This window comes from Thermococcus sp. MAR1 (genome assembly GCF_012027305.1).
GTDB lineage: Archaea > Methanobacteriota_B > Thermococci > Thermococcales > Thermococcaceae > Thermococcus.
Window position 1 is genome coordinate 206,165 of record NZ_SNUF01000001.1, and the last position, 25,252, is coordinate 231,416.

25 protein-coding genes are annotated in these 25,252 nt (G+C 52.2%); 8 read left to right on the forward strand and 17 right to left on the reverse strand.

Features of this window, described 5'->3' with window-relative positions; genetic code table 11:
• Positions 1-99 precede the first annotated feature (99 nt).
• The 3 genes from E3E25_RS01180 to E3E25_RS01190 all read right to left on the reverse strand — a co-directional run bounded on the left by E3E25_RS01180 (position 100) and on the right by E3E25_RS01190 (position 3,720).
• Positions 100-1,008 carry a hypothetical protein gene (locus E3E25_RS01180; protein ID WP_370456629.1) on the reverse strand — a complete coding sequence of 303 codons (909 nt, stop codon included), beginning with the start codon at positions 1,006-1,008 and terminating at the stop codon, positions 100-102.
• Positions 1,009-1,090: 82 nt separating this feature from the next.
• Entirely contained in the window at positions 1,091-2,101 is a 1,011-nt protein-coding gene (locus tag E3E25_RS01185; RefSeq protein WP_167891510.1) for an ABC transporter ATP-binding protein, read from the reverse strand.
• Positions 2,095-3,720: an iron ABC transporter permease gene (locus E3E25_RS01190; RefSeq protein ID WP_167891511.1), complete on the reverse strand. Its 1,626-nt coding sequence runs from the start codon at positions 3,718-3,720 to the stop codon at positions 2,095-2,097. The genes E3E25_RS01185 and E3E25_RS01190 overlap by 7 nt, the downstream gene beginning before the upstream one ends.
• 84 nt (positions 3,721-3,804) lie before the next feature.
• Here E3E25_RS01190 and E3E25_RS01195 point away from each other — a divergent pair, with 84 nt between their 5' ends.
• Positions 3,805-4,851: a P1 family peptidase gene (locus tag E3E25_RS01195; RefSeq protein ID WP_167891512.1), complete on the forward strand. Its 1,047-nt coding sequence runs from the start codon at positions 3,805-3,807 to the stop codon at positions 4,849-4,851.
• Here the strand turns inward: E3E25_RS01195 and E3E25_RS01200 are convergent.
• From E3E25_RS01200 to E3E25_RS01215, 4 genes are read right to left on the reverse strand one after another with little or no spacing between them, the layout of a single operon-like run.
• On the reverse strand, positions 4,848-5,693 hold the full coding sequence (locus E3E25_RS01200; protein ID WP_167892565.1) for a deoxyribonuclease IV: 846 nt from the start codon (positions 5,691-5,693) through the stop codon (positions 4,848-4,850). The two genes, E3E25_RS01195 and E3E25_RS01200, sit on opposite strands and share 4 nt — an antisense overlap.
• Before the next feature lie 41 nt (positions 5,694-5,734).
• The gene (locus E3E25_RS01205) at positions 5,735-6,796 is read right to left on the reverse strand and encodes a hypothetical protein (RefSeq protein ID WP_167891513.1); all 1,062 of its coding nucleotides are present in this window, start codon (positions 6,794-6,796) and stop codon (positions 5,735-5,737) included.
• The gene (locus E3E25_RS01210) at positions 6,774-7,907 is read right to left on the reverse strand and encodes a DUF373 family protein (protein WP_370456630.1); all 1,134 of its coding nucleotides are present in this window, start codon (positions 7,905-7,907) and stop codon (positions 6,774-6,776) included. The genes E3E25_RS01205 and E3E25_RS01210 overlap by 23 nt, the downstream gene beginning before the upstream one ends.
• Positions 7,900-8,202, reverse strand: coding sequence for an MTH1187 family thiamine-binding protein (locus E3E25_RS01215; protein ID WP_167892566.1), 303 nt, complete (start codon positions 8,200-8,202; stop codon positions 7,900-7,902). Before E3E25_RS01215 ends, E3E25_RS01210 begins: the two co-directional genes overlap by 8 nt.
• A gap of 94 nt (positions 8,203-8,296) precedes the next feature.
• Here E3E25_RS01215 and E3E25_RS01220 point away from each other — a divergent pair, with 94 nt between their 5' ends.
• Positions 8,297-8,911 (forward strand): TIGR00296 family protein, encoded by a 615-nt coding sequence (locus tag E3E25_RS01220; protein ID WP_167891514.1) that lies wholly within the window; start codon positions 8,297-8,299, stop codon positions 8,909-8,911.
• Positions 8,912-8,989: 78 nt separating this feature from the next.
• Positions 8,990-10,087: a hypothetical protein gene (locus E3E25_RS01225; protein ID WP_167891515.1), complete on the forward strand. Its 1,098-nt coding sequence runs from the start codon at positions 8,990-8,992 to the stop codon at positions 10,085-10,087.
• On the opposite strand, the gene E3E25_RS01230 is transcribed toward E3E25_RS01225, so the two are convergent.
• A complete protein-coding gene (locus E3E25_RS01230; RefSeq protein WP_167891516.1) occupies positions 10,084-11,445 on the reverse strand; it encodes an RsmB/NOP family class I SAM-dependent RNA methyltransferase in 1,362 nt (453 codons plus the stop codon). The two genes, E3E25_RS01225 and E3E25_RS01230, sit on opposite strands and share 4 nt — an antisense overlap.
• A 102-nt stretch (positions 11,446-11,547) precedes the next feature.
• On the opposite strand from E3E25_RS01230, the gene E3E25_RS01235 reads away from it, so the two are divergent.
• The gene (locus E3E25_RS01235; protein WP_167891517.1) at positions 11,548-12,102 is read left to right on the forward strand and encodes a hypothetical protein; all 555 of its coding nucleotides are present in this window, start codon (positions 11,548-11,550) and stop codon (positions 12,100-12,102) included.
• An 82-nt stretch (positions 12,103-12,184) separates the two neighbouring features.
• On the forward strand, positions 12,185-16,120 hold the full coding sequence (locus E3E25_RS01240; protein WP_167892568.1) for a DNA polymerase domain-containing protein: 3,936 nt from the start codon (positions 12,185-12,187) through the stop codon (positions 16,118-16,120).
• A 1-nt stretch (position 16,121) separates the two neighbouring features.
• On the opposite strand, the gene E3E25_RS01245 is transcribed toward E3E25_RS01240, so the two are convergent.
• The 3 genes from E3E25_RS01245 to E3E25_RS01255 are packed head-to-tail and all read right to left on the reverse strand — an operon-like array spanning position 16,122 to position 18,771.
• Positions 16,122-17,261 carry a hypothetical protein gene (locus E3E25_RS01245; protein WP_167891518.1) on the reverse strand — a complete coding sequence of 380 codons (1,140 nt, stop codon included), beginning with the start codon at positions 17,259-17,261 and terminating at the stop codon, positions 16,122-16,124.
• Positions 17,179-17,442, reverse strand: coding sequence for a hypothetical protein (locus tag E3E25_RS01250; protein WP_167891519.1), 264 nt, complete (start codon positions 17,440-17,442; stop codon positions 17,179-17,181). Before E3E25_RS01250 ends, E3E25_RS01245 begins: the two co-directional genes overlap by 83 nt.
• On the reverse strand, positions 17,443-18,771 hold the full coding sequence (locus E3E25_RS01255) for a hypothetical protein (RefSeq protein WP_167891520.1): 1,329 nt from the start codon (positions 18,769-18,771) through the stop codon (positions 17,443-17,445).
• 288 nt (positions 18,772-19,059) lie between these two features.
• Between E3E25_RS01255 and E3E25_RS01260 the strand changes: the two genes are divergently transcribed.
• Entirely contained in the window at positions 19,060-19,200 is a 141-nt protein-coding gene (locus tag E3E25_RS01260; RefSeq protein WP_167891521.1) for a type II toxin-antitoxin system RelE/ParE family toxin, read from the forward strand.
• Positions 19,201-19,203: 3 nt separating this feature from the next.
• Here the strand turns inward: E3E25_RS01260 and E3E25_RS01265 are convergent, their stop codons facing one another.
• From E3E25_RS01265 to E3E25_RS01290, 6 genes are all read right to left on the reverse strand, one after another.
• Entirely contained in the window at positions 19,204-19,452 is a 249-nt protein-coding gene (locus E3E25_RS01265) for an addiction module protein (protein WP_206204597.1), read from the reverse strand.
• Between the two features lie 116 nt (positions 19,453-19,568).
• Positions 19,569-19,823, reverse strand: coding sequence for a type II toxin-antitoxin system RelE/ParE family toxin (locus E3E25_RS01270; RefSeq protein ID WP_167891522.1), 255 nt, complete (start codon positions 19,821-19,823; stop codon positions 19,569-19,571).
• A 3-nt stretch (positions 19,824-19,826) separates the two neighbouring features.
• Complete coding sequence (locus E3E25_RS01275; RefSeq protein ID WP_167891523.1) at positions 19,827-20,009, reverse strand: hypothetical protein; 183 nt, start codon at positions 20,007-20,009, stop codon at positions 19,827-19,829.
• A gap of 31 nt (positions 20,010-20,040) precedes the next feature.
• Complete coding sequence (locus E3E25_RS01280; protein ID WP_167892570.1) at positions 20,041-20,745, reverse strand: HAD family hydrolase; 705 nt, start codon at positions 20,743-20,745, stop codon at positions 20,041-20,043.
• A 39-nt stretch (positions 20,746-20,784) separates the two neighbouring features.
• Positions 20,785-21,813, reverse strand: coding sequence for a DUF3226 domain-containing protein (locus tag E3E25_RS01285; RefSeq protein ID WP_167891524.1), 1,029 nt, complete (start codon positions 21,811-21,813; stop codon positions 20,785-20,787).
• Entirely contained in the window at positions 21,814-22,353 is a 540-nt protein-coding gene (locus E3E25_RS01290; RefSeq protein ID WP_167891525.1) for a DUF2391 family protein, read from the reverse strand.
• A 64-nt stretch (positions 22,354-22,417) separates the two neighbouring features.
• On the opposite strand from E3E25_RS01290, the gene E3E25_RS01295 reads away from it, so the two are divergent.
• Positions 22,418-23,884 (forward strand): S-layer protein, encoded by a 1,467-nt coding sequence (locus tag E3E25_RS01295; protein ID WP_167891526.1) that lies wholly within the window; start codon positions 22,418-22,420, stop codon positions 23,882-23,884.
• 172 nt (positions 23,885-24,056) lie between these two features.
• A complete protein-coding gene (locus E3E25_RS01300) occupies positions 24,057-25,235 on the forward strand; it encodes an MFS transporter (protein ID WP_167891527.1) in 1,179 nt (392 codons plus the stop codon).
• Positions 25,236-25,252 lie beyond the last annotated feature (17 nt).

The following is a 25,252-nucleotide window of genomic DNA, read 5'->3' on the forward strand; positions in this document are numbered from 1 at the left end:
GATTTTTGCTAATAACTTGCTTTTTTAAAGATTTTTTTGACGTAAAAATGTCAAAGAAAAGGAAGACGGAACGTAGGCACTATTTGGACGGGCGGAACCTTAACCCTCACCGCCCACCGCGGTGAAACCTTCCGCGTAGGCCTTCACGACTTCCTTTTCCTCAGCGAGTATCATGAGAACCCTGACCAGGTCCAGACCCTTCACCTGGGCGAACTCCACGTAGAGGTACCGTTCACCTTTGCGGTAGAGTTTAACGCTGAGGGGCTTGAAGCAGTCGTTTTCCCTGGGTGTGGTCCAGAGTTCGGTCTCTTCGAAGCCCTGGGATTTGATGGAAGCATCGAACCTCTCAATCAGCGTTTCTACAGGACAGGTGCAGGTTGCGTTCAGCTCTACCGGAGTCTCAAGGAAGAGGTGATAGTCCTTGAAGTCAGTCCAGGTCTTGGTTGGAGTCAAGACAGTAAATTTCCAGGTTGCGTTGGCCGTTGGAATGAACTTGACCGCGAAGTAGGCCTTTCCCGGCGGCAGTTCCAACCACCGCCCTTTTCTTCCATCCCAGCACTCCATTTCGTGTTTGGGAAAAGTCTCGTTAATCAAAGCTGCCTGGTAGAAGGATTGCCCGCTCTCCCTTCCCACCAGGGCCATTGTAAAGCCTCCCATGGAGCACGGCACAGTCAGGTTGAACTTCTCCGGCCAGTAGATGAGGTAGGCGTTCCAGCCTTCGGGTGGGGAGGTGTGGTTCATGTGGGGGTAAACGGCGAACCAGTCCTTCAGTGTGATTTCGGAGCCGTTGGTTACTTCGGTGATTCTATTGTCTATCCACCCGCTGATTTGGGCGTTTTTAGGGGTCTTGGAACTAACGTTGAGGTAACACGTAACGTCTGATTGGTTCATCGGCGGGTTTTCCTTCCGTGTGCTTGGATGGAAACTGTCTCCCACCAGAACCGCCATTATCGCCAGTGCAAGGACCAGCAATAACGCGCCAGCAAGGGTCCTCCTCACTATCCCCACCTGCTCTATGTTGGGGATCTCCTATTTAATCATTTCCATTGTTAAGAGTGAGAGGTTTAATGGCAGTGAGTTAAACTGCATCTCACTCCGCTTCGAGCACCGAGAAGTTCCTCACCTCGACATCTACCCTCGCTGGTATCTCCTCCACGATGAAGGGCAGCTCGTCGAGGAAGCGCTCCGCGAGGATAACACTGCCTTCGATTTCAAGCTTGAGCCTTATCCTCCCCGGCAGGAGTTCGTAGTCGATGATTTCGGCGGTATCGCCGGGTTTTACGTAGGCACTCTCCGGCCTGAAGAAGATTCTCACCTTCCCCTCTCTTCCGACGTCAAAGCACAAGTTATTGAGACAGGCCCTCCCGTTTTCCGCTTTAAGCTCCAGTATGTTGCTTAAGCCCAGAAAGCGCGCCACGAACTCGGTCTTTGGACGGTAGTAGAGCTCCAGCGGTTTCCCTACCTGCTCAACTCTTCCAAAGTTCATAACGGCAATCCTGTCGCTTACCGCCATCGCCTCCTCCTGGTCGTGGGTGACGTATATCGTCGTTATGCCGAGCTCGCGCTGGATTCTCTTTATCTCTCCCCTCAAACGCTCCCTTATCTTGGCGTCGAGGTTGCTGAGGGGCTCGTCCAGGAGTAGCACATCGGGCTCAACCACCAAAGCCCTCGCGAGAGCTACGCGCTGCTGTTGTCCACCGCTCAACTGCTCCGGATAGCGGTTTTCTAATCCAGAAAGGCCGACCAGCTCAAGCGCCCATCTCACCTTCCTTTCGATTTCGGCCTTCGGGAGCTTTTTCATCTCCAGCCCGAAGGCGATGTTTTTGAAGACCGTCATGTGTGGAAACAGCGCGTAGTCCTGGAAGACTATGCCTATCCCGCGCTCGTAGGGGGGCAGATCGTTCACTGGCCTTCCATCGAATAATATCTCTCCCTTATCCGGCTTTTCAAAGCCCGCTATCATTCTGAGCGTCGTGGTCTTTCCGCAGCCGCTAGGCCCGAGGAGCGTGAGAAACTCGCCGTCCTTAACTTCCAACTCGCTTATCTCAAGCCGGAAATCCTCCCACTCCTTGAGGACTCCTCGCAGCTCTACCCTCACCATACTTCCTCACCTACCCTCTCGATTATCAGGAAACTGAGCGTTGAAACCGCCATAAGGAGAACTGATAGGGCAGAAGCAGAGCCGAACTGCCTCGCCCCGAGGAACTTGTATATGGCCACGGTCATGGTGGTGTACTCTGGTTTGGCCAGCATGTAGGTCGCTCCCAGCTCGGCTATGCTCATGGCGAAGGCGAATATCGCGCCGACGATGACCCCACCCAAAGCCAGCGGAAGCTCCACCCTCAGGAAGGCCTTCCACTCTTTGGCTCCCAGGCTCAGCGCCGCCTCCCAGAGGTTCGGTCGTATCTTCTTTAAGGAGGTGGAAACCGCCCTTAAGACGAAGGGATAGGCTATGACGGTGTGGGCGGCGATGATTATCCAGGCGGTGAAGTAGAGCCTCGTGCTGTGGAAGACCCTTATGTATCCCAGACCGAGGGTTATGGCTGAACTCGCCAGCGGGAGCATAACCAGGACGTCAAAGAGCCTTTTGGCCTTAAAGTCCCAGCGGTGGAGGGCGTAGGCTATTGGCAGAGCAACGAGAACAGACAGAAATATCGTCGCCAGGCCGAAGGTCAGGGAGTTCCTTACCGCGTCGAGCGTTGTCGCCCCGAACATCGGGTTGTACTCGGTCGAGAATATCCTCCGGTACCATTCGAGGCTCCAGGCATCATTGAAGCGCAGGGAGTCGTAGAGGACAGCTAAGAGCGGGGAAACTATGAAGAGGAAGATGATTATGGAATAGACCCCAACGAACAGTCCCTTGAGGCTCAGCCAGTCACGCCTCGTGAAGGGGCGGGGCTTTCTAAATACGCGCTGCTCCTCGCGCTTGGCGTATGCATCAAGCGCCCTAAGATAGAGGTACATGAAGCCCATGCTCAGGATTATCTGGATTATTGCCAGTGCCGAGCCGGTCTTGAAGTCCAGGAGCACCATTATCGAGGTGAAGATGTCCACCTCTATGGTGGCATAGCGGTAGCCGCCGATAATGAGGGGAATCGAGAAGCTCAGGAAGCAGAAGACAAAAGTCAGCATCGCGGAGGCAAAAATCGCCGGGGAAATCATCGGGAGGGTAACCTTTCTGAAGAGCGTCCAGCCTTTGGCCCCGAGTGCCATCGCCGCCTCCTCGTAGTGAGGATTAACGCGCTGCCAAAGCGACGAGACCATGCGGATAACTATAGGGAAGTTGTAGAAGGCGTGGGCGAGGAGGATTCCCTTCCAGGAGTAGAGGATTCCAAGGTCTCGGCCTATGAGCCCGGTTATGAAGCCGCTTTTTCCGAATAGGAGTATGTAGCCAAGGGCCACCATCACGCTGGGCATGACGAACGGGACGGTTAGAATCGCCTTTATGGTGCCCTTTCCCGGAAAATCATAGCGGGCGAATATGTACGCCCCGGGAAGGCCGAGTGCAAGGGTAAGGAGGGTTGAGGCTATCGCCTGCCCTATCGTGAAGGCTATGACCCTCCTGTGGTAGTCGTTGGCCAGAACGGCGGAGATGTGCCTAAGGGTGAGGCCGTTCTCCCAGAGGCCGGTTTTTAGAATACTGGCTAACGGGACGTAGAAGAAGACCACGAGGAAGACCAGCGGGATGAGCAGGAAGAGCTTCGAGAGCCTTGACCCCATGGGGACAACTCGGTTTTGTAGGTTTATAAGTCTTGATTGGGCAAGGTTGTTAAATCCGGCATGCTATTTATCACCGGTGATACCATGAAGGCTCCCGAGCTGGGGATAAGGATAGGTCGCTACGAGCACGGAAGGAGAAATTCAATAGCCGACCTGGGGGTTAAGGTTGGCAACTCAACGATAATCGAGGGAGACGATATTAGAACTGGAGTTACAGTCCTCGTCCCGCCGGTGGGGAACCCCTTCAGGGAGAGGCTCTTCGCGGGGGTTTACACCTTCAACGGCTTTTCCAAACCGATCGGGTTTATCCAGGTGGAAGAGCTCGGCTATCTCGAAACTCCAATAGCTTTAACCAGCACGCTCAACGGCTACCGCGTTGCGGACGCGCTGATAAGCCTCTGGGCCAAAGAGAACCCCGAAGGGATATCTGTCAATCCCCTCGTGATGGAGTGCAACGATGGCTACCTGAACGATAATAAAAAGCGTGCCGTTAAGGAGGAACACGTCTTTGAGGCCTTCAAAAACGCTTCACTCGACTTCGAGGAAGGTTCGGTTGGAGCTGGCACCGGTATGAGCGCCTTTGAGTTCAAGGGCGGTATAGGGTCATCCTCTAGGATTGTTGAGGTTGGTGGCGAGGAGTACACCGTTGCGTCACTCGTCCTCAGCAACTTTGGCAAGAGGGAAGATTTAATCATAGCGGGCGCTCCCGTCGGCCTTGAGCTGAAAGACTATCCCGGAAGGGGGCTCTCCATGAGGGGGAGCATATCGATTGTAATCGCCACAGACGCGCCCTTAACCTCTCGCCAGCTGGCCAGACTGGCAAAGAGGGCAGTTCTGGGGCTTGCCAGGACAGGCTCCTACGGTCACAACGGGAGCGGGGACATAGTCCTGGCCTTCTCGACGGCCCAGACCGTCCCGGGCGGTAAGGAAGTCCAGTCAATAGGCTTCTTGCCCGACGACGCGCTCAACAGGCTCTTTATAGCAGTGGCGGATTCCACGGAGGAGGCGATAATAAATTCCCTCCTGCAGGCCAGGACGATGGAGGGCAGAAACGGCAGGATCCGCTACGCCCTTCCGGTTGATAGGCTTGTGGAGATCATGGAAAGATACGGGAGGATTGAGAGGGCTTAAATCGGTATCTCCTCGTATTTCTTCTTCATCAGGATTGCATCGCCTTCGATGTTCGGGCTTTCGCTTATGACGACGCCCTTAACGCGGAACTCCTTGAGGACCCTGAGCAAATCCTCCCAGTTCATGTCGCTTTCCCCAAGGTTCAAGTGGTTCCTCTCCCCCTTTGCTGTATAGTTTATGCCGCTTATGTGGATGTGCATGTTGTCTAAGGCATCTCTTCCAAGGCGGTCCTCCATCAAGGAGAGCATCTCACGCCATTCTTCAACGCTGTTGCATTTGCCTTTGTTCCTGGCATGGGCGTGGGCGAAGTCTATCGTCGGCAGGACCATCTCTATCTCTTCGCTCAGCTTCACCAGCTCCATCAGGTCTCCGAACTGGGTTGGCTTGCCGGTCAGCTCGGGCCTTATCCACACCTCTATGCCTCTGTCCTGAAGGTTCTTTACGATGTCCTTTATCTCGCCTTTGATTTTTTCGTAGACCTTCGCAGGGTCCTGCTTGAGGTAGTAACCGGCGTGGAAAACAACACTCCAGCCGCCCGCTTCATGGAGCCGCTCGGCGCTCTGGATTATTCTCCTCTTGCTGGCCTCGATCTTGGCCTTCTCGGTCGCGTTGAGGTTGATGTAGTAAGGTGCGTGGGCCGTCAGGAGAACGTCGTGCTTCTTCGCCACGTACTTTATTTTCTTGGCCAGCTCCGGTTTTAGATTGACCCCCCTGACGAACTCAAGCTCCATCGCATCGAGCCCGAGGTTTCTCACGTGGATTATTCCGTCTATAGTTGAACGTTTTGGGGTTGAGATGGGTATTCCTGCGGTGCCGAATCGAAGCCTGTCAACTTTAAACATGCTCATCACCCAAAAGAATTAGGGGAACCTAATTCATAAACCTATCGCTCGATTTTCGTCCCGAGGATATCCTCGAGCTTTGCCAGGTTCTCATCCAGCTCCTTCTCCAGGTGCTCAAGCTTACGCTTGAGCTTCCGTATTTCGGCTTCCTTCTCTTCGATGAGCCTCTGAATCTCCCAGATTTCCTTTTTCATGGCCTCCCCTTTGGCCAGAATCTCGTCCCTCTTCCTTTCAAGTTCGGAGAGCCTCTTCCTCTCCCTTTCGATGGCATCTGCCCTCTCTTTGAGATTCTCTATCAACCACTGGGCGGTTTTCTTGTATTTGCCGTCGAGCCTTGGGTATATCCTCTGGAGCAGGGAAATTGACTCGTCCGGCTTCTTGATAGCCACGGAACTATCCCTCACGAGTTCGTCCGCTATCGGCTCGTGGAGGCGCATCCGCTTTATTGGTTTCTGGAGCTTCGAGGCCTTCGAGCGGACTTCCATTTCGACAGTTCGGAGCGATGAGGAGAGACTTTTTATATTCGCCTCAAGCTCCCCCAACCCATGTTCCCTGTAGAACTCATCCAACTCCTCTTTCTTTGCTTCCAGCTCCTTCTCCAGCTTCAGCTTCTCCTTCTCCGCGGTGGCAATTCTTTCCCTCGTTATCTCCTCTTCCTTAAGGAGCTCCCTAAGTCTGAGGTTGGGCAGCCCCTTTCTACCCAGCTCGTTGTAGTATCTCATATACTCATCGTTGAGCTCCTTCAGAAGCCTGTTTATCGCGTAAACATCCTTCTCGAAGATTATGAGGAGATACTTTCCGTGTCCTACGTGGAGCCTGGCTAAATCCGGAAGGCGCTTTCCGAGGTCCTCCATGTCACTTATACTGCTCAGTGCATTCCTCAATGCCGTGACGTAGTTCTTCTTCTCCGCGGTTACGATTTTCTTTATCTTGTCGTCCACGTTTTTGGGAACGTCCTTCTTCTCCAGAGAGTTTATTCTCTTTAGAATCTCCTGGATTCTCTTCTCAAGGTTCTTCCTGTACTTCTTTCTGACCTTTTCGACTTCTTTCTCGGCCTTCTTCTTCCTCTTTTCATACTCATCAAGCGCTCGTTCCAGTCTCAACTCTCTCCCATCCCCTAACTTTTCCCCTCATGTATATTCCAACGAGAACCGCAATGGCGACATCCGCGAGGGCAAGCAGGAACTTCGCGAAAACATCGATGTCGGATATCGTGAGTATTGCCATCGCGTACCTGGTCGTCAGGTCGATGGTTATCCAGAGTGCGGGCATCAGTAGGAGTGCTGAGATATGGTACCAGATATGATAATCTCTCTTTAGATAGGCCTGGATGGTCTTTCCCATTATCATCACGGAGATTCCAATTATCAGCGGAGCCGCCATGGCGTTTATGTAGATGAGCGTTGCCAGAAGTGGCGTTCCCGGCCAGCCGCCTATTATCTCCTTTGCGTACTCCTCCAGTCTGAAGTAGGCGTTTATGGCACCGCCGCCGATTATGAGAGCGCCCGCGATGACGGATATGACAAAGATGAACTGCTTTGCTATGGTCTCTCTGAAGTTGAACCGGAAGCCCTTGGTGAAGAAGTAGCCGCCGATGAAGAGGAGTATCGTACCTGTTATCGTGGCGGAGATTATCTTTACGCTCTCGGGATACCAGACGCCGATGAGGCGCGCTATCCCGTAGAGCAGGAGTATCATTCCTGGGATTCCGAGGACTACCTTCGCAACCTCCGGGTCGCTGAGTATTTCCCTCAGGTAGCGGTAGATGATGTAGTAGGTCGTTTCTATGCCTTCGCTCTGTTTGACCACGACGCGGTGGGAGCTTATTATCGGCACCTTTGAGGTTATTATCGGGAATATCTGCTCGTCTTCGGCGCCGTCTGTTACTGTGATGACGCCATCTGCCGGAAACCTCTCAAGAACCAGCTCCAGCTGTTTGGCCAGTTCCAGGTCGCTCTTAACCCCCACTTTGGGGTGTCCGGTTATCAGTGCAACTTCAACGTCATCGAAGTCCCCGCTCTCCCGCAGGCTCTCGTACAGCTTAACGGCGGCATAGACAACGTTGGCGTCGCTGTCCTCTGGGTCGGCCAGACTGAGCTTTAAAGCTGCATCTATGCAGGCCTCTCGCCCGATGACCGGCCCCTCAACGCCGGCTTTCTGTCCAAAATCATCATCGCGGTCTATAGCGAGAATCAGTGCTTTGATCTCAATCACCCCTCGCCTTTTCGAGGACTGATTTCACCTTGTCTTCCATGCGAACGCGCTTGTCGCGTCTGTCATCGATCCTCACGGTCGTTGAAACCCTCGAAGCGCCGAGTTTGAATACCAGCTCGTGCGCCTCCTCGATTATATTGAAAGCTTCCCTCACGGTTGGAACCTCTATTATAGTTGCCATCGGTGTCAATTGATATTTAACACCCTTTCTCTCTAAAAGCTTTACCACCTCGGCGATGTACCTGCTCAGACTTCTCTCCCCGAGGGGAACTATAACGAACTCAACTATCACCACTTTCGACACCCGACTTAACTTCCTTCGGCAATTTTTTAAGCTTTGCGGGAAAGGTAAATAACCCTTCCCACCGTAGGAGCCAAGGGTGAGGGGGATGTACAGGATCAAGGACGAATGGGGGGAGTTCCTCGTCAGGCTCGCAAGGAGAGCTATAGAGGAGTACGTTAGAAACGGCAGAACGATAAAACCGCCAGAGGATACGCCCCCGGAGCTGTGGGAGAAGATGGGCGTCTTCGTGACCATCAACAAGCGCCATTCACCGCCCCAGATGGCACTAAGGGGATGCATAGGCTTCCCTTTGCCGATATATCCCCTGGTTGAGGCTACTATAAAGGCCGCCATATACGCTGCTGTCGACGACCCGCGCTTCCCGCCAGTGAGGGAGAGCGAGCTGAATGACCTGGTTATTGAGGTGAGCGTCCTGACGCCACCTGAGCCAATTGAGGGACCGCCGGAAGAAAGGCCGAAGAAGATTAAGGTCGGTAGGGACGGTCTGATAGTCGAGAAGGGAATTTACTCTGGTTTACTACTCCCACAGGTTCCGATAGAGTGGGGCTGGGACGAGGAGGAGTTTTTAGCCCAGACCTGCTGGAAGGCCGGCCTTCCACCCGACTGCTGGCTCGACGAGGACACGAAGGTCTACCGCTTCACGGCCGAGATATTTGAAGAGGAAAAACCCTGGGGGCGGGTTAGGAGGAAGCCTCTTTAGTACTTTAAAAACTTCTACTGGGATTTTGAAAAATGTTAAATAGTTGGACGTTCATAATTAAGACTGGGTGAACCTAACATGCGGAATAAAAGCTACACCCTAGTTTTGATTTTGATCCTGCTTCTCGGCGGGATTTCTCTGGGTCACGTTACTGCCACGTACGGTGACGTTGTTACGAGAGACGCGACGGATGAAGTTATGGCCATTCTGAATCCCAGCTTTGAAAGCTCCCTCGTGAGTGCCGAATTTCACGGTGTTGACGAGCAGATTTTGGTAACGAGTATTCCAGCGGCCGGTTTTCCCGTGGATGGGGATTCCTACATAATCCTCAGCTCAGGTGATGCGAGGTACGTGATAACAGGAAACAATACCTACGATATTGAAGATGTTGAGGGAGTTTACATTGAAGGAGGGCATCCCGCCACCGGAGCGGATGCCTACGACGTTGCCACCCTTAAAATAGTCCTCAGGGTACCTTACGGGGCAAATAAGCTGTTCTTCAAGTGGAGACTTTTGACCGATGAGTATCCCGACGACGAGGATTATCAGGACTTCTTTTATTCATACGTACTTTTCCCCGACGGCACCAGGATACCCGCCGCAAAGCTTCCAAACGGTGAAGTGCCCTACGTAGGAATATTAGGGCCTTACGTTCGTGATACTGACTCAGATAACGATGGAGTGTACCTCTATTCAATAATGAACTACACTTACATGGCCTCTGTGGACGTCTCCTCTTGGCAGGGGAAGGAAATAACTGTAGTGTTCGAGATAGCCGATTCAGGGGATTCCATAGTGGATACCGCTGTCCTGATCGATGACCTTAAGTTCGACGTTCCCCAGTCTTTCTTTGTGTACAACCGTATGATGGCAGTTGCTCAGGTCTGGACGATGTACTTCTTCAAACTACACGATGAGTTTGACGAGGTATACGCCAACGCCACGGCTGCAGGTGTTGACAACGAGACACTTTCGCTGGCGAAAGAACTTCACGAGAACGCAACTCAGATGATAATGGAAGCCTGGAACACCGACAACCTCGACGACATAAAGCTCCGCGTCTGGGGGGCCATACCGACGTATCCGAAGATGCACCTCGTTAGAAGGGCCTACGTCACCGAAAGAAACGCCGTTTACATGCTTCTGGAAGCCATAAAAGAGCTTGAGGGCAGTTAGCCCTTTTCTTTTCTCAATTTTGCGATAAAAAAGCTGTTGCAGTCGTGCCTGTGCGTCCACGCTCTAAAGACTTTATCGCCGATTTCAAGGAAGCCCCGGTCGCCCCAGCCGAAAGGATACTCCATCAGCTCAAGCCCGACTCTCTCAATGGCAAACAGAACGTTCTCCTCGTCCTCGTCTATTCTAATCGAACACGTAGAGTAGGTCATCTCACCGCCGTCGCGAAGGTTCTCGTAAGCATTGCGGAGCATGTTCCTCTGGACGTTTATTATGCGCTTGATTTTCTCCTCGTTGAAGCGCCATTTCACCTCAGGGAACTGCCGGTAGGTTCCCGAGCTTGAACACGGCGCATCGAGGATGATTTTGTCGAACTTCTCTTTATCCCTGAAGCTCTGGCCGTCGGCGTGAACAAGCTTGACGTTTTTGATTCCGAGGAGCTTCATCTTCTCCCTCATGCGCATGAGCCTGTCGTAGGAGTAGTCAATCGCGATTATCTCTCCTTTGTTCTCCATTAGAGCGGCGGCATGGAAGGTCTTGCTCCCCGGTGCGGCCGCCAAATCCAGAACCCTCTCACCTGGCTCTGGGGCCAAAACGTGTGCGACATATGCAGAGGCCAAATCCTGGATAACGAACTTCCCTTCCCGGTACCAGTCGAGCCTCGTTACCGGTGTTCTGTATTCGAGGACCTTCAGCACGTCCGGAACGGGAGTTAAGGCTGTCCTCACGCCGTTCTCCTCAAGGTAATCGCGGAGGGAATCAACGTCCGTCTTGAGGGTGTTTGCCCTCACGTAGTAGCGCTGAGCTTTGTTGTTGCTGAGGAGCAAACGGACAGCTTCGTCGTAACCAAGGAGGTCTATAGCGTACTCGACGTACCACCTCGGATGGGAGAATCGGACGGAGAGCCATTCTATCCTGTCCCTCTCCTTGAGCCTCTTAAGTGCCTTCTCCACGTCAAACTTCTCTATCGAGTGCATCAGTGCGTTCACGAACTTGGCGCGGGAGAAATCAAAGCGCTCCTTAACTACCCGGATTATTGAGTCGGTCGCTATAGCAGGCGGAACTTTCCGGAAGTGGATTTCAAAGGTGCCTATCCTCAGGAGGTTGGCCAGGTAGGGGTCGAGGTCTTCGACCGTTGAGCCTTTGAGGACGGAGTTTATTATGAAGTCTACCTTTTTTCTCCACTTCTCTATCTCGAAGACGTAGGCGTGAGCCAGTCCGCGCGCCTTCTCGCGGTCTTTCCCAGCTACCCGCTTAAAGACCCTCTCAAGCGCGTGCTTCGATGAGAGCTCGCGCTCCTCAACTAAGCTTAAAGCGTCCGCCACCACTTCCTGAAAGCTCACGCGGTAAAACAGCTCCATGGACGGGGCTTTGAGATGAAGTTTAAAAAGGTGGTGGTGCCTTATACTCTGGCCACCGAAACACTTATTACCTTTGGAAGTGGGGTTTTGTAAGGGGATTTTATGAAATGGGGAAACATGATAGCTATTGTTTTGCTGCTGGTGATTGCATTCTCGGCCTTTCATCTCTACGTCCAGAAAGAGCGTCTGAACGCCCTGATTGAGGGGCAGATGGACTGTGAGAGGGGCTGGCTCCACACCGTGACTTTTTCCACGATGGTTGATCTCCAGTTCCACTCCAAGAATGCGCTTGAGGCACTCGACTCGAATTCCATCCCGGCCTTTAATATTTCCACGGTTGAGCTTGAACGGGACTTTCTGAGGCTCCTCAACCACCTTCTTGAGGCTGAGAGCTATCTCAGACTGGACACCTTCAATGAGTCGGTTTTTAAGATGGCCGACACGGGGGGATGTATGGAGTTTCTAAACGCGTCAAGAACTGCTTTTCTCAATGGAACCGCCAACATCTCTGCCGTCCGTGAGGGATTAAGCCTGATCCACGACTTTGCAACGGAGTGGCGGAGGAACGGCAACTATCCCAGCGAGGAGCTTTTGAAGGCCAACGTTGAGCTTCAGGAGAAGTGCAGCGCCCTTATCCAGAAGGTTGAAAATCCATGATTGTCCCTTTCCGCTGCTATTCTTTATTTAAGCATGGCGAAGTTTATTAGTTCTGGATTCGATAATCCCACAGGTGTTGGTCATGATCCTCGATGCCGACTACATCACCGAGGACGGAAAACCCGTCGTAAGGATATTCAAGAAGGAGAACGGCGAGTTCAAGATTGAATACGACCGCGAGTTCGAGCCGTACATCTACGCGCTCCTGAGGGACGATTCTGCCATAGAGGACATCAAGAAGATAACCGCCGAGCGCCACGGAAAAGTTGTCAAGGTCAAGCGCGCCGAGAAAGTTAAGAAGAAGTTCCTCGGCAGGCCAATAGAGGTCTGGATTCTCTACTTCACCCACCCCCAGGACGTTCCAGCCATTAGGGACGAGATAAGAGCCCACCCAGCGGTTGTGGACATCTACGAGTACGACATACCCTTCGCCAAGCGCTACCTCATCGACAAGAACCTCGTCCCTATGGAGGGTGACGAGGAGCTCAAGATGATGTCCTTCGACATCGAGACGCTCTACCACGAGGGCGAGGAGTTCGGAACCGGGCCGATCCTCATGATAAGCTACGCCGACGAGGACGGGGCGAGGGTCATAACGTGGAAGAAGATCGACCTGCCCTACGTTGACGTCGTCTCCACCGAGAAAGAGATGATAAAGCGCTTCCTCAAGGTCGTGAAGGAGAAGGATCCGGACGTTCTCATAACCTACAACGGCGACAACTTCGACTTCGCCTACCTCAAGAGGCGGTGTGAGAAGCTCGGAATAAAGTTCACCCTCGGAAGAGACGGGAGTGAGCCAAAGATACAGCGCATGGGTGACCGCTTCGCCGTGGAGGTTAAGGGAAGGATTCACTTCGACCTCTACCCAGTCATAAGGAGGACGATAAACCTTCCAACCTACACCCTTGAGGCGGTTTACGAGGCAGTCTTTGGAAAGCCGAAGGAGAAGGTTTATGCAGAGGAGATAGCCTTAGCCTGGGAGACCGGCGAGGGGCTTGAAAGGGTGGCGAGATACTCAATGGAGGACGCTAAAGTTACTTTTGAACTCGGCAGGGAGTTCTTCCCGATGGAGGCTCAGCTCTCCCGTTTGATAGGCCAGAGCCTCTGGGACGTATCGCGCTCAAGCACCGGCAACCTCGTGGAGTGGTTTCTCCTGCGGAAGGCCTACGAGAGAAACGAGCTCGCCCCAAACAAGCCCGACGAGAGAGAACTGGCGAGGCGGCGCGGGGGCTACGCTGGGGGATACGTTAAAGAACCAGAACGGGGATTATGGGACAATATTGTGTACTTGGACTTTCGTAGTCTTTACCCTTCGATCATCATCACCCACAACGTCTCGCCCGACACGGTCAACCGTGAGGGCTGTAAAGAGTACGACAGGGCCCCCCAGGTAGGCCACAAGTTCTGTAAAGACGTCCCGGGGTTCATCCCGAGCCTTTTGGGTTCCCTTCTCGACGAGAGGCAGAAGATAAAGAGGAAGATGAAGGCCACGATAGACCCAATAGAGAAGAAGCTCCTCGATTACAGGCAAAAAGCTATCAAGATCCTGGCGAACAGCCTGCTTCCAGAGGAGTGGGTTCCAATACTCGAAAACGGTAAAATCAAACTGGTCCGCATAGGGGAGTTTGTTGATTCACTTATGGAGACTAATTCGGAGTTGGTGAGGAGGGAGAGTGACACGGAAGTTCTCGAAGTTGAGGGTATCAAAGCCCTGTCCTTCGACAGGAAGTCCAAGAAAGCGCACACGATGCCTGTGGAGGCCGTAATCAGACACAGCTATTCCGGGGACGTTTACGAGATAGTCCTTAGCTCTGGGAGGAGGATACGGGTAACGAGAGGCCACAGCCTCTTCGCGTACCGGAACGGCGAACTCGTGGAGGTAACAGGTGGTGAAGTCAAACCCGGGGATCTCCTGGCGGTGCCGAAGATAGTAAACCTCCCAGAAAGGAAAGAAAGGCTCAACATCGTTGAACTGCTCCTTGAACTCCCGGAAGAGGAAACAAAGGACATCGTCATGACGATTCCGGTGAAAGGCAGAAAGAACTTCTTCAAGGGGATGCTGAGAACCCTCCGCTGGATTTTTGGGGAAGAGAAAAGGTTAAGGACCGCCAGACGCTACTTGGAGCACCTTGAAAGGCTCGGCTACGTAAAGCTCAGGAAAATCGGCTACGAGGTCATTGATGGAGAGGGACTCGAAAGTTACAAGAAACTGTATGAAAAGCTCGTCCAAACGGTTCGCTACAACGGCAACAGGAGGGAATACATAGTTAATTTCAACGCCATCCGCGACGTTATCCACATGATGCCCGGGGAGGAACTTAGGGAGTGGCTGATTGGAACCAGAAACGGATTCAAGATGAAACCGTTCATAGCGGTTGACGAGAACTTTGCGAGGCTCCTTGGCTACTACGTGAGCGAGGGGAACGCGAGAAAGTGGAAAAACCATACTGAGGGCTGGAGCTACACGGTAAAGCTTTACAACGAGGAGGAGAGCGTTCTCAACGATATGGAGCGCCTCGCAAGAGAGCTCTTTGGAAGCGCAAGGCGTGGAAAGAACTACGTTGAAATCCCGAGGAAGATGGCTTACATCATCTTCGAGGGACTCTGCGGGGTGCTGGCTGAAAATAAGAAGGTTCCAGAGGTTATTTTCACATCGCCGGAGAATGTGCGCTGGGCCTTCCTTGAGGGATACTTCATCGGCGACGGTGACGTTCATCCGGGCAAGAGGGTTCGGCTCTCAACGAAGAGCGAGCTTTTGGCAAACGGCCTCGTCCTGCTCCTCAACTCGCTGGGCGTTTCGGCAGTTAAGCTCCGCCACGATAGTGGGGTCTACAGGGTCTACGTGAACGAAGAGCTCCCGTTCACAGAATACCGGAAGAAAAAGAACGTCTACTACTCCCACGTCATACCCAAGGAAATACTCAAAGAAACCTTCGGAAAGGCCTTCCAGAAAAACATGAGCCATGAAAAGTTCAGGGAGCTCGTTGAGAGCGGGAAGCTTGACGAAGAAAGGGCCGAGAGAATAGAGTGGCTTCTCGATGGGGACATAGTTCTTGACAGAGTTGTTGATGTTAAGAAGGAACACTACGATGGCCACGTCTACGACCTGAGCGTTGAAGGTGATGAGAACTTCCTGGCCGGCTTTGGGCTCCTCTACGCCCACAACAGCTACTACGGCTACTACGGCTACGCCAGGGCGAGATGGTACTGCAGGGAGTGCGCCGAGAGCGTTACGGCGTGGGGCAGGGAGTACATCGAGATGGTGATCAGAGAGCTTGAGGAAAAATTCGGATTTAAAGTCCTCTATGCCGACACCGATGGTCTCCACGCCACTATTCCCGGAGCAGACGCCGAGACGGTCAAGAAAAAGGCAATGGAGTTCTTGAAGTACATCAATCCCAAACTCCCGGGACTTCTCGAACTCGAATACGAAGGCTTCTATCTCAGGGGGTTCTTCGTTACCAAGAAGAAGTACGCCGTCATAGACGAGGAGGGCAAGATAACCACGCGCGGGCTTGAAATAGTCAGGCGCGACTGGAGCGAGATAGCGAAGGAGACCCAGGCAAGGGTTCTGGAGGCTATTCTCAGGCACGGTGATGTTGAGGAGGCGGTGAGGATAGTCAAGGAAGTAACGGAAAAGCTGAGCAAATACGAGGTTCCGCCGGAGAAGCTGGTCATCCACGAGCAGATAACCAGAGAGCTGAAGGACTACAAGGCCACAGGCCCGCACGTGGCCATAGCGAAGCGCCTGGCAAAGCGGGGAATAAAGATACGCCCCGGCACGGTGATAAGCTACATCGTCCTCAAGGGCTCCGGGCGGATAGGCGACAGGGCGATTCCCTTCGACGAGTTCGATCCGACGAAGCACAAATACGACGCGGAATACTACATAGAGAACCAGGTTCTGCCGGCTGTGGAGAGGATTCTAAGAGCTTTTGGCTACAAGAAGGAGGAGCTCAGGTATCAGAAGACAAGGCAGGTTGGACTTGGCGCGTGGCTGAAGGTGAAAAAGGGGTGAATCACCGGAGGTAAATTCTCAGTGTTCCTCTGAGCTTTTCGTGGATTTTTCTCACCTTATCGAGCGTGACCACGTACCTGTCGCTCACTCCGAGGGGGCGGGGGTTCGGGGCTAAGTATTCGGGGGTCCCTGTGAGCTCCCCGATGGACTCAAGTGCCTTGGATATAACAAAGAGCTCGGCGTGGAGCCTCAGAAGTGCCTCTTCCACGCTCATCTTCCCTTCCTTCACCGCCTTCCTGATGTTCTCCAGGTCCTCGAACATCTCTGGAGTATGCTCCCTCACCAGCGGCAGCATCTTCCCCTCCACGTGCCTTTCCCCAATCTTCACGTGGTTGTTCCTCGTCCAGTGTTCCTCCATGACCTTCGCTGCGTTCTCTAAGAGATGCTTCTTCGCCAGTATCATGTTCCTCAGGTTCTTGATCTCGTCCAGCGGAACCCCACCGAGCTTCTTGTACGTGTAGGACTTTACAGCGTTCTCAAACCACTTATCTAACCACACCGCCGTCGCCAGCCGAGGAGCAACGACCTTCACCTTCTCCTCAGGTATTCCTGCCTTTCTCAGTTCCTCCTCGACGGCCTTTTTCGTTTCGGGGAATTTTGGTTTCTTCGGTTCTATCTTCTTCCCGCTGATCCCCGCCAGGAACTGCCGGAACTCTTCAAGTTCTGGCTCTATGTCGATGCCTGCGTTTCGGAGAATCTGGAAAGGATCTTCAGCATCATTGGCAATTGCTCGAGATGTTGCGTCGAGGTGTCTAACGCTTGATACATCTGGAATGAGTTTGTCAGCTATCTTTATTGACTTTTCTAGTGCTTCTCTGATAGTTTTCTTTACATTATCATCAACGTACATACCTCTGTCCTGTAGAATTTTTGCCAACAAGTCAACGAATTTATCTGGGTTTTTCTTGATGTCGGGATATCCCCCTCGGGTGAGCCACATGCTCAGTGCTTCTGCAACACCATGCCCGATTGTGTGGTTCGTGTTCCCAAGCTTCCTAGCGATTGCTAAGGTCAGAAATCCGTGAACTATGGGGTAGTGGACGCCATGCGGAGGGTTTTCATCTAGCCCCTTTTTGAAGTAATGGGAGTTCTTGATGCTCCTTATATATATAATCTCCTCTATCCTCCACGTCCAGGGCATTCCAGGCGTACTTCTCCGTGTGCTCTGGATCTACACTCTTTAGTATTTTTATCAGGCCCATTCCAGCACTTGCGTAAACGTATCCGATTTTTTTTACGGCCTCCTTCGGTAAACCCCACTTCCTTGAAAGATCTTCATACACATCTCGCTTGGGTTTTTCCTTCTTTTTCCGAAAGAACATCTACTTCGCCTCCACATACGTGTTTCTCGCAGGCGCGTGATTATCCCATATCAATCCCTTTCCCGTATTTATTACTACTGCAGGGCGACTATATACCTTCACGTCCAATGTCTGCGGGTGCGCAACCTGTGCCATTACATATAAGGACCCGGATACGGCACCGACTGCATTTGCCAGCGGAGCGCAGATCGACGACTTCTTAAGTCTGCTTATTTTGTTTTTCAGGGCCTCTGGAAGGTTCTTTATCTGCTGGGCGCTGTTTTTCAGGAGATTTTCCGCCTTTGTAAGAGCATCCATTATCTTGTCTGGTTTTTGTGAACTGATCGCGCTGTCAAGCACCTTTGCAACGTCATCTAACTGGTCTGCCAGCTCGTCGTCCCCCGCAGCCCGCGCAACCTTTGCCAGATTGCTGAGCCTGTTTCGTAAATTCTCCGAATACTTCAATACCGCTTCACTTTCACAGGATTGCGGCGATCCGCTTACGCAGCTGTGGACTAGTTCGCCCACCGTTCGTGTACCCGTGTCTAAGCCACGTGCTACTGATGTAAGAGTATCCCATCTAAATTTGTCTGCTTTTTCAAACCACGGCACAGCAGCTGCAAACTCCTGGGCAATGCCTTCTCCGCTTTTAGCCGCGAATCTAACAGCTTGCCAGTATTTATATGATCGGTACCCATAGTATCCTGCGGTAAGTCCGAGTAGCCCAGCACCTGCTGCCGCGTATTCTGGCTCAATCAATTTGTCTTTAGTAAGATACGCGAGCCCTATTGATAGTGACGGGCCCAGCACACAGCTGAACACACCCTTTCCCGCATCACCAAGACCTCCACCGATACCCCCAGTAAGGTATGCACATCCAATATATGTGGCGATACATGCTGATGCCCACGCGCCGCCTGTGCTGAGTAACCTGGGGCCCTCTAACGCCCTGCTCAGCTCCGTCTTCTCTGCTATCCCATAGCTCTTCTTGCAGTCATTCCCGTTGATTATCAGGTGCAGGTTGTAGGACGTGTATAGACTCTCTTCCGGCAGGTTCACCACATCACAGCTCGCCTTCTCCGCATCCTCCACCCACACCCTCGGCTCTCCACCATCAAACTCTATCATGAAATCATAGTCCCTCGGTCCTGCCGGCCCTCCCTTCTTGGCGTAGTAGACGAGTTTCTGACCGATCGTGTAGTTACAGTCGTATTCTTTCGTCTCGAATCCCCCGTTCTCTGCACCGACGCCATCACAGGGATCCTCTGCACCGAGCGCCGCCTGCATCACGGACTTCGCCACGCCCTTGCCAAGTCCATCGCCTTGCGGAGGGGTGAAGACTGGTATCACCCTTTTCTATACTCTCACAAATCCTAAAAAAGCTTTCCCGGTGTTGTGGGTTTTCGATGGAAGACCGTTAAGCTTGAGAGCACCTGTTTTCTGGTTTAGAGACTCAATTTATTTAAACTCAAGTTGTCATAGAATAGTAGCAGGTGGGAGATGTGTTCAGGGTTGATGTTGATAAGAGGGTTTTTAGAGAGGCTAAGAGGTGGCTAAAACCGGCTCACCGCAAAAGGTTGATAAATTTATTGAGGCTCTAAAGGTGGATCCCGATTCCCCGTTCCGTCGGGTTTCGACGTGAGGAAAGTTAAAGACATGACCATAAAGGGTTTTCCGGCCTACGCGTTGAGACTTGGAGATTACAGGGTCCTTTATGGGGTTGATTGGGAGAATAAGGTTATTTATCTAGCCGAAATAGAGCCAAGAGATGGCATATAAGCGTTAATCTTCCAGCATCTCCGAGAGTATCTTAATGGCATCATCCCCACTAACTACCCCAGCTTTCCCGCTCTTATACTCCTCGAACCTCTTTTCGAGCTCCTTCAGGGTTTCTTCGTCAACCTCTTCCACCGGAAGGCTTTCGGCCTTCATCTTCAGGACTTCAATCTTCAACCTCTCCAGCTCATTCTCCATCTCATTGATCCTTTGGAGAATTGAGTTAACGTTCTGAATCGCCTCGCTCATACCCATCGTTTAAGGAATGAGCCTATAGGTTAATTGGGTTTTCGGTGGTGCTTCATCGCAATGAAGATGCTCCTTTGTGCGGAATAGTGGAAACCCCGAGTATGTAGCCAAACCCATCGGAGCTAACGGTAGGCTCGCTCCCTTCTCTCAATCTTGAAGATTGTGACCCTGAAGTTCTCATCGTCGACCTCGTAAAGAATTCTGAACGAACCCACCCGGATTCTGTAGGTATGCTCTTCTCCTCGAATCTTCTTATAGGGGTATGAGAAAGGGTTTTCAGACAACCGGAGGATTATCTCCTTCAGCTTTCTTTTATGGGCAGGTTGTAATGACCTTACCTGCTTGGCGGCTTTCTTGGTAAAGACTACCTCGTACATATTTCACTCCTCAAAAAGCTCCTCAAAGCGAACGAACTCTCCTCCCTTGACTTCCTCGCGCATTTTTTTGAGTTCGTCTCTTTCTTTTTCCGTCAGATCTTCATAGCCAAGAAAGTTGTCTATCTTGGCGTTTAGCGTTACAAGTAGTCGCTCAATGCGCTCCAACCTTTCAACTACCTCGCTCATGATCTCACCAATCATACTTTTCCTACCAACCTTAAATACTTCCCGCTTCTATCATCTCCAGCACCTCTAAAATCCCCTCAACGTTTGGCACCTCAAAGCCCCTCTCGTGGATCTTCCTTATTTCCTCGGCTTCGGGGTTTATCCAGACCGCCCAGAGACCGGCCCTTAAAGCACCCTCGAAGTCCTCCGCATAGGTATCGCCTATGTGGATTGCCTCGTCCGGAGAAACATTGAAAACCCTGAGCAGCTTCTCGAACATCTCCGGCATCGGCTTGTAAGCTAAGACCTCGTCGGCGAAGAAGGTTTTGTCAATGTAGTCTGTAAGCCCGAACCTTTCGAGCAAAAGCCTCGTGTAGGAGCCGGGCCAGAACATCACGTTTCCTGTGAGGGTGACCTTCAGGCCCTTTCTCTTAACGCCTTCAAGGGCTTCCTTTGCCCCGGGGAGGACTATCCCCTCATCGACTCTCAGAAGGGCCCTCGCTCCAGCCCTCTTGACGAGTTCCACATCTATCCCCAAAAGTTCCGCCAGCATCTCCTGGCTCTCTTCGAGTGCCCTGGCCGGATTTCCTGCGGTTTTCGCGCGTATTCGCTTTATCCTCTCACGGGTGAGCATCATTCCCTCGACGACGTCTATTATGCACGCTCCCATCAGCTTGGAGAGCTCAACGGCCATAGAATCCAGCATGACGTTGATGTCCAACAGCGTGTTCCAGACGTCGAATGAAACGAGCTTCATGCTCATCACCGGTTTGGATTCCCTTCGGAGGATAAAAACTCAACGGTCATTCTCCCTGCCCGCGAGATAAATGAGGCCCTTCATGAGGCCCGCCTCCCTGAGAACCGTTTTTAGATTCCTGAACCTGGAACGCATGACGAAGAGCTCGTAGAAGCCCTCCAGATTGCCCCAGTGGCCGTAGGCACTCAAGGCTAAGTACATAACCTCCTTGGGCTTGAGCTTTCTCCCAAGGCTTTCGTTCAGGGCTTTAAGTCCCGGCTTTATCCTCTCAAGAAGTCCCTCCCTCGTTATGAGGTGGAGCATGAGGTCTTCAACCGTGGGCTTCTTCCACTCTATTGTCTCGTCCTCGAAGGGCAGGCCGATTATCAGAGGAACCACCTCGGTTTTCCCCACGATGTAGCCAACGGATGTTCTCCTGTGTTTAAAACCCGAGAGCTTTCCGGCTATCGAGGCCAGAGCAATCTCTCTGCCCTCATCGACGTCGATAGCCACTCCGATCCTCTCAACGGTGAAGTCGAATACATCCATGGCTTTAATGAAGTTCCCGAGGTTCCTTATGACGCCGGAGTTTCCTTCGCTCGGAATTATTGCTAGGTAATAGCCATCCTCCCGCTTCAGCAGGTCGAAGTTGTCGCGCTCAAAGACCCTCTCTATAAACCTCAGGCTGTAAGGTGCCTTCCTACTCTCCTTGAACTCAAAGAGCTTCTTGAAGACTGCCTTGAAGAATTTGGCGTCGGTTTTCCCCTCGACGAAGAGGACGCTTGTCCTTGCTTCTTCCCCTGAAAAGTTCCCCCTCACATCGAAGTCGAGGTACTTCCTCAGCTCATAGGTCTCCTTGAGGGTGAGGCTCTTCCCCGTGTCGGAATATATCAGGACGTTCTCCTCGCCCCGCCTGAACTTCCAGGTTATCAAGTCGATAAGCTCAAGGCTCGCCGTAACGACGGTCTCCTCCCCCCTTAGGGAATCCACGAAATCGATGAGTTCATCTCGGTTTTTCCTGTATTCGGGAAATAGGATGGCCTTCTCGTCGGCGAAGGCCTCGAAGCGGTTTCCAGTTATGAGCTTCATTCACTTCACCATGTCAACGGTTATGGCACCTATCACCGCGAACGTGCTTATAAGTATGGTCGCGTTGACGTACTGGCCGGGTGTGAAGTCGGCCAGGCTGTTGATTCCGTACACGTATATCAGAACGGCCGATATTAGGTAGGCTATAGCAGTTACTGTCAGGAGTCTCTTCGGGATATGGAAGAGCTCCTCCCTCTTTAGGTTCCCTATCCTGGATTTGGTTATGAACAGGTACGCAACCCCTAACGTCATGAGGAGTACCGCGATTGAACGTTCAACTGAGATGTCCTTGGCTATCTCCCACAGCTCCTCCGTGAAGAGAAATGGAAGGGCGAAGGTGACCGCTCCAATGATTTCCTGGGCTATGTCATCCCAGCCGAGTTTGTCGGGGGTTTTCCTGGCCCTGCTCTCTTTCCGCAGCTCTTCTATACTCTCGTATATCTCTTTCAGCTTCTCTTCCATCCCGGTTCGCCTTTCGTTTTCAACCCGGTGCTCAGGTTCGGGGTTCATCATCCGGTCAGCATTGGATTCACTCATCATCGCAGAAGTAACTTTCGGGGAAAGGTTATAAAGGTTGAGATGCACTTTAAATCGGTGATAGACGATGAAAAGGGCTTTGGTTCTGTTTATGGGCCTGGTGGTTCTGGGCCTGCTCCTTACGCCGATTAACGCAGCGGTTACTGGCATCAATTCCTCGAACACAGTGATAGTCCTTCCAACAACTAAGATAGTTAACGGCGTGCCGCTTCACATAGGTGAGGATGCCATAACGGGTTCGAGGCTCGGTGCATTCCTGGTTCTCCAGGGGGTTTCTCAGGGTACGTACACGAAAACTGTTTCCGTGCCGGTTGAGTACCACAGCGTGCTCATTCCCGATGAAAACCAGACCTACAAGCTCAACCCCACCGACATGCCCGACGTCGGTGTTAACGTCAGCGACGAGCCGGTGGGGCATGGCATAGTCATCCAAGTAGACTTCTCGAGGATCGGGTTTAACTCCACTAAAAAAGCCGCCGAGTTTACAGACAGGAGCGTGGAGATAATCTTCAACGAGAACACCACCCCACTCAACATCGGCGGGGATTACAAGGTCATCTCAACAACGGTTGATGGGAAGGACACGATGTACTTTTATTCATACTTGGAGATGACGGGGATTTCGAGTTCCCTCGGGGATACCCTTAGTGTTGGAGAGTGGAGCATAAAGTTCGTGGACATAAACGTTAACCAGGAAGAGATGCTCATCGACCTTACATATCCAAGCGGCCTTCTAAAGCAAAAGACCATGGAAAAGGACTATTACTACCTGATGTACGTCGATGCTGAAGGAAACGAGGACTTTGAGCCATTCAGCACCTATCCCGAGAGCAGGATAAACGAACTTCTCGAAAGTGGTGTTAGGAATCTATTTGTCTTTACACCAACCAGCTTCTTTATAGGTGTGGGCGGCACAAAGAGTGTCATCTATGACTACTGGTACTATGAGAAGGTCAGACAGTACCAGGACGGGGATGTATACAATGGCCAGTGGGTCTGGGATATTGATCCTGACAACAACCTTTACATACTCTACCTCCACGTCAACGAGAGTGCGGGCTTCAAGAGGGTTTTCATCGGCGAGGGCTCCTCCTTAAAACTGCCCACCGACTGGGGCCTGGAGATAACACCGACCTTCACAAAGAACAACGACGGTGAGATAGCCGGTGTGGAGGGCTACCGCTTCGTCCGCGTTGCCTCTGTTACAAAGAAAGTCTCCATAACCGCGCCAAAGATCGAGGCCACCGATGACGTCTACGACTTCATAGTCGAGGACACTCAGCTCAAGGACTTCCCAGCTGACAAGAACGTCATCATCGTCGGCGGCTGGGTCAGCAATAAAGCGTGGGAACTGCTGGAGCAGGCCTATGGCAAGGACACGGTCAACGCGATCAAGGACGAGATTAACCAGAAGGGCTACATTATAAAGGAGCTCCCCAATCCGAACAACGGGAACTACAAGGTTATCATCCTCGCAGGAAAGACGTACGCCGAGACAAGGCTCGCAGTGGAGAAGTTCATGAAGAGCCTGTGAAAAGAAAATCCATGCCTTATTTTATCTCGTTTTCCCGATTTTACGCTCTTAAATTTGAGCCAGGAATAAGCTGTATTTTTGATTTAAACGCTGAGTAATTGCCCGTTTTTTTAATAAACTTTTCGGTTGTGTGAGGGGTAAGTTTATATACTCGACAGCGGTCTGAACGTTCATGTCGTTGCAGAACTACAGGGGATTCAGTAAGGACGCATGGCTGCTCGTGGGTTACTCTTTCATCTCCTGGCTTGGGGGCAACATTGCGTGGTTCATCCTCCCGTTTTACCTGAAATCCCTCGGCTTCAGCTACACCGACATAGGGATAGTCTTCTCCGTGTCAACAATGGCTCAGGCTGCAGTTCTGTTGTTTTCCGGTCCCCTCGGTACGAAAATGGGCTACAAAAGGGCGGTTCTCATGGGCGTTTCCCTGATGTTTCTCGGGAGACTGATCCAGGTGGCATACCCCACTATAGCCCTTCTGACGCTCGGTAGCGTTCTTGTGGGAACGGGGATGGCCTTTGAGGGGCCATCATATATGGCACTGCTGAGCGGCGAGGTGAGTGATGAAAAAAGGCACTACCTCTTTAGCCTCTCTTCAGCAATGGGAACGATTGGTTCAGCCGTTGGTCTGATCCTGGCTGGTTTCATGCCTCGATATCTTTCGTACAGAGAAGTTTTCGCTTTGGTTCTTGTGATAATCCCCATAAGGTTTGCATTAGTGCTGTTCGTCAGGTCCGTTCTGGCTGAGACTGAGAAGAGGCTCAAGCTCAGCAAAACCCTCCTCGTCCGCATAGGGCGCTTTGCTCTCCCCAGTGCACTCATCGGCCTGGGCGCGGGGGTGACGATACCCTACATGGGGCTCTGGTTCAGCCAGCGCTTTGGAACCGGTCTGGAGAGCATCGGATGGCTGTTCGCCTTTCAGCAGTTCATCATGGGCCTGGGGACCTTCCTGCTCCCTATGATAGCCGACAGGTTCGGCAGTGTTAAGACCATAGTATCCTTCAACGGGAGTGCCAGTGTCCTTATAGCGGCGATGCCTCTCTCCCCAACCTTCCCCATAGCCGCGGTGATTTACACCGTCAGGACGGTTCTGATGAACATAGTCAATCCCATCTGGAACTCCTTTATGGTAGGCTTTTTCAAGAAAGAGGAGCGCTCAACGGTCATGGCCCTCAACAACCTCTCATGGACGGCTACATTTGGGGTGGGACAGTACCTGGGCGGCAGGCTCTTTGATTTCTCCCTCACCTGGCCGTTCCTGATAACTGCCCTCCTGTATGGCCTCTCCATGGTGGCCTTCTGGGGCTTCTTCGGTAAGGCGGAGACAAAAGGTTATAAGCCGGAGCAGGCCTAGGTCTCTCAGACGAGAGA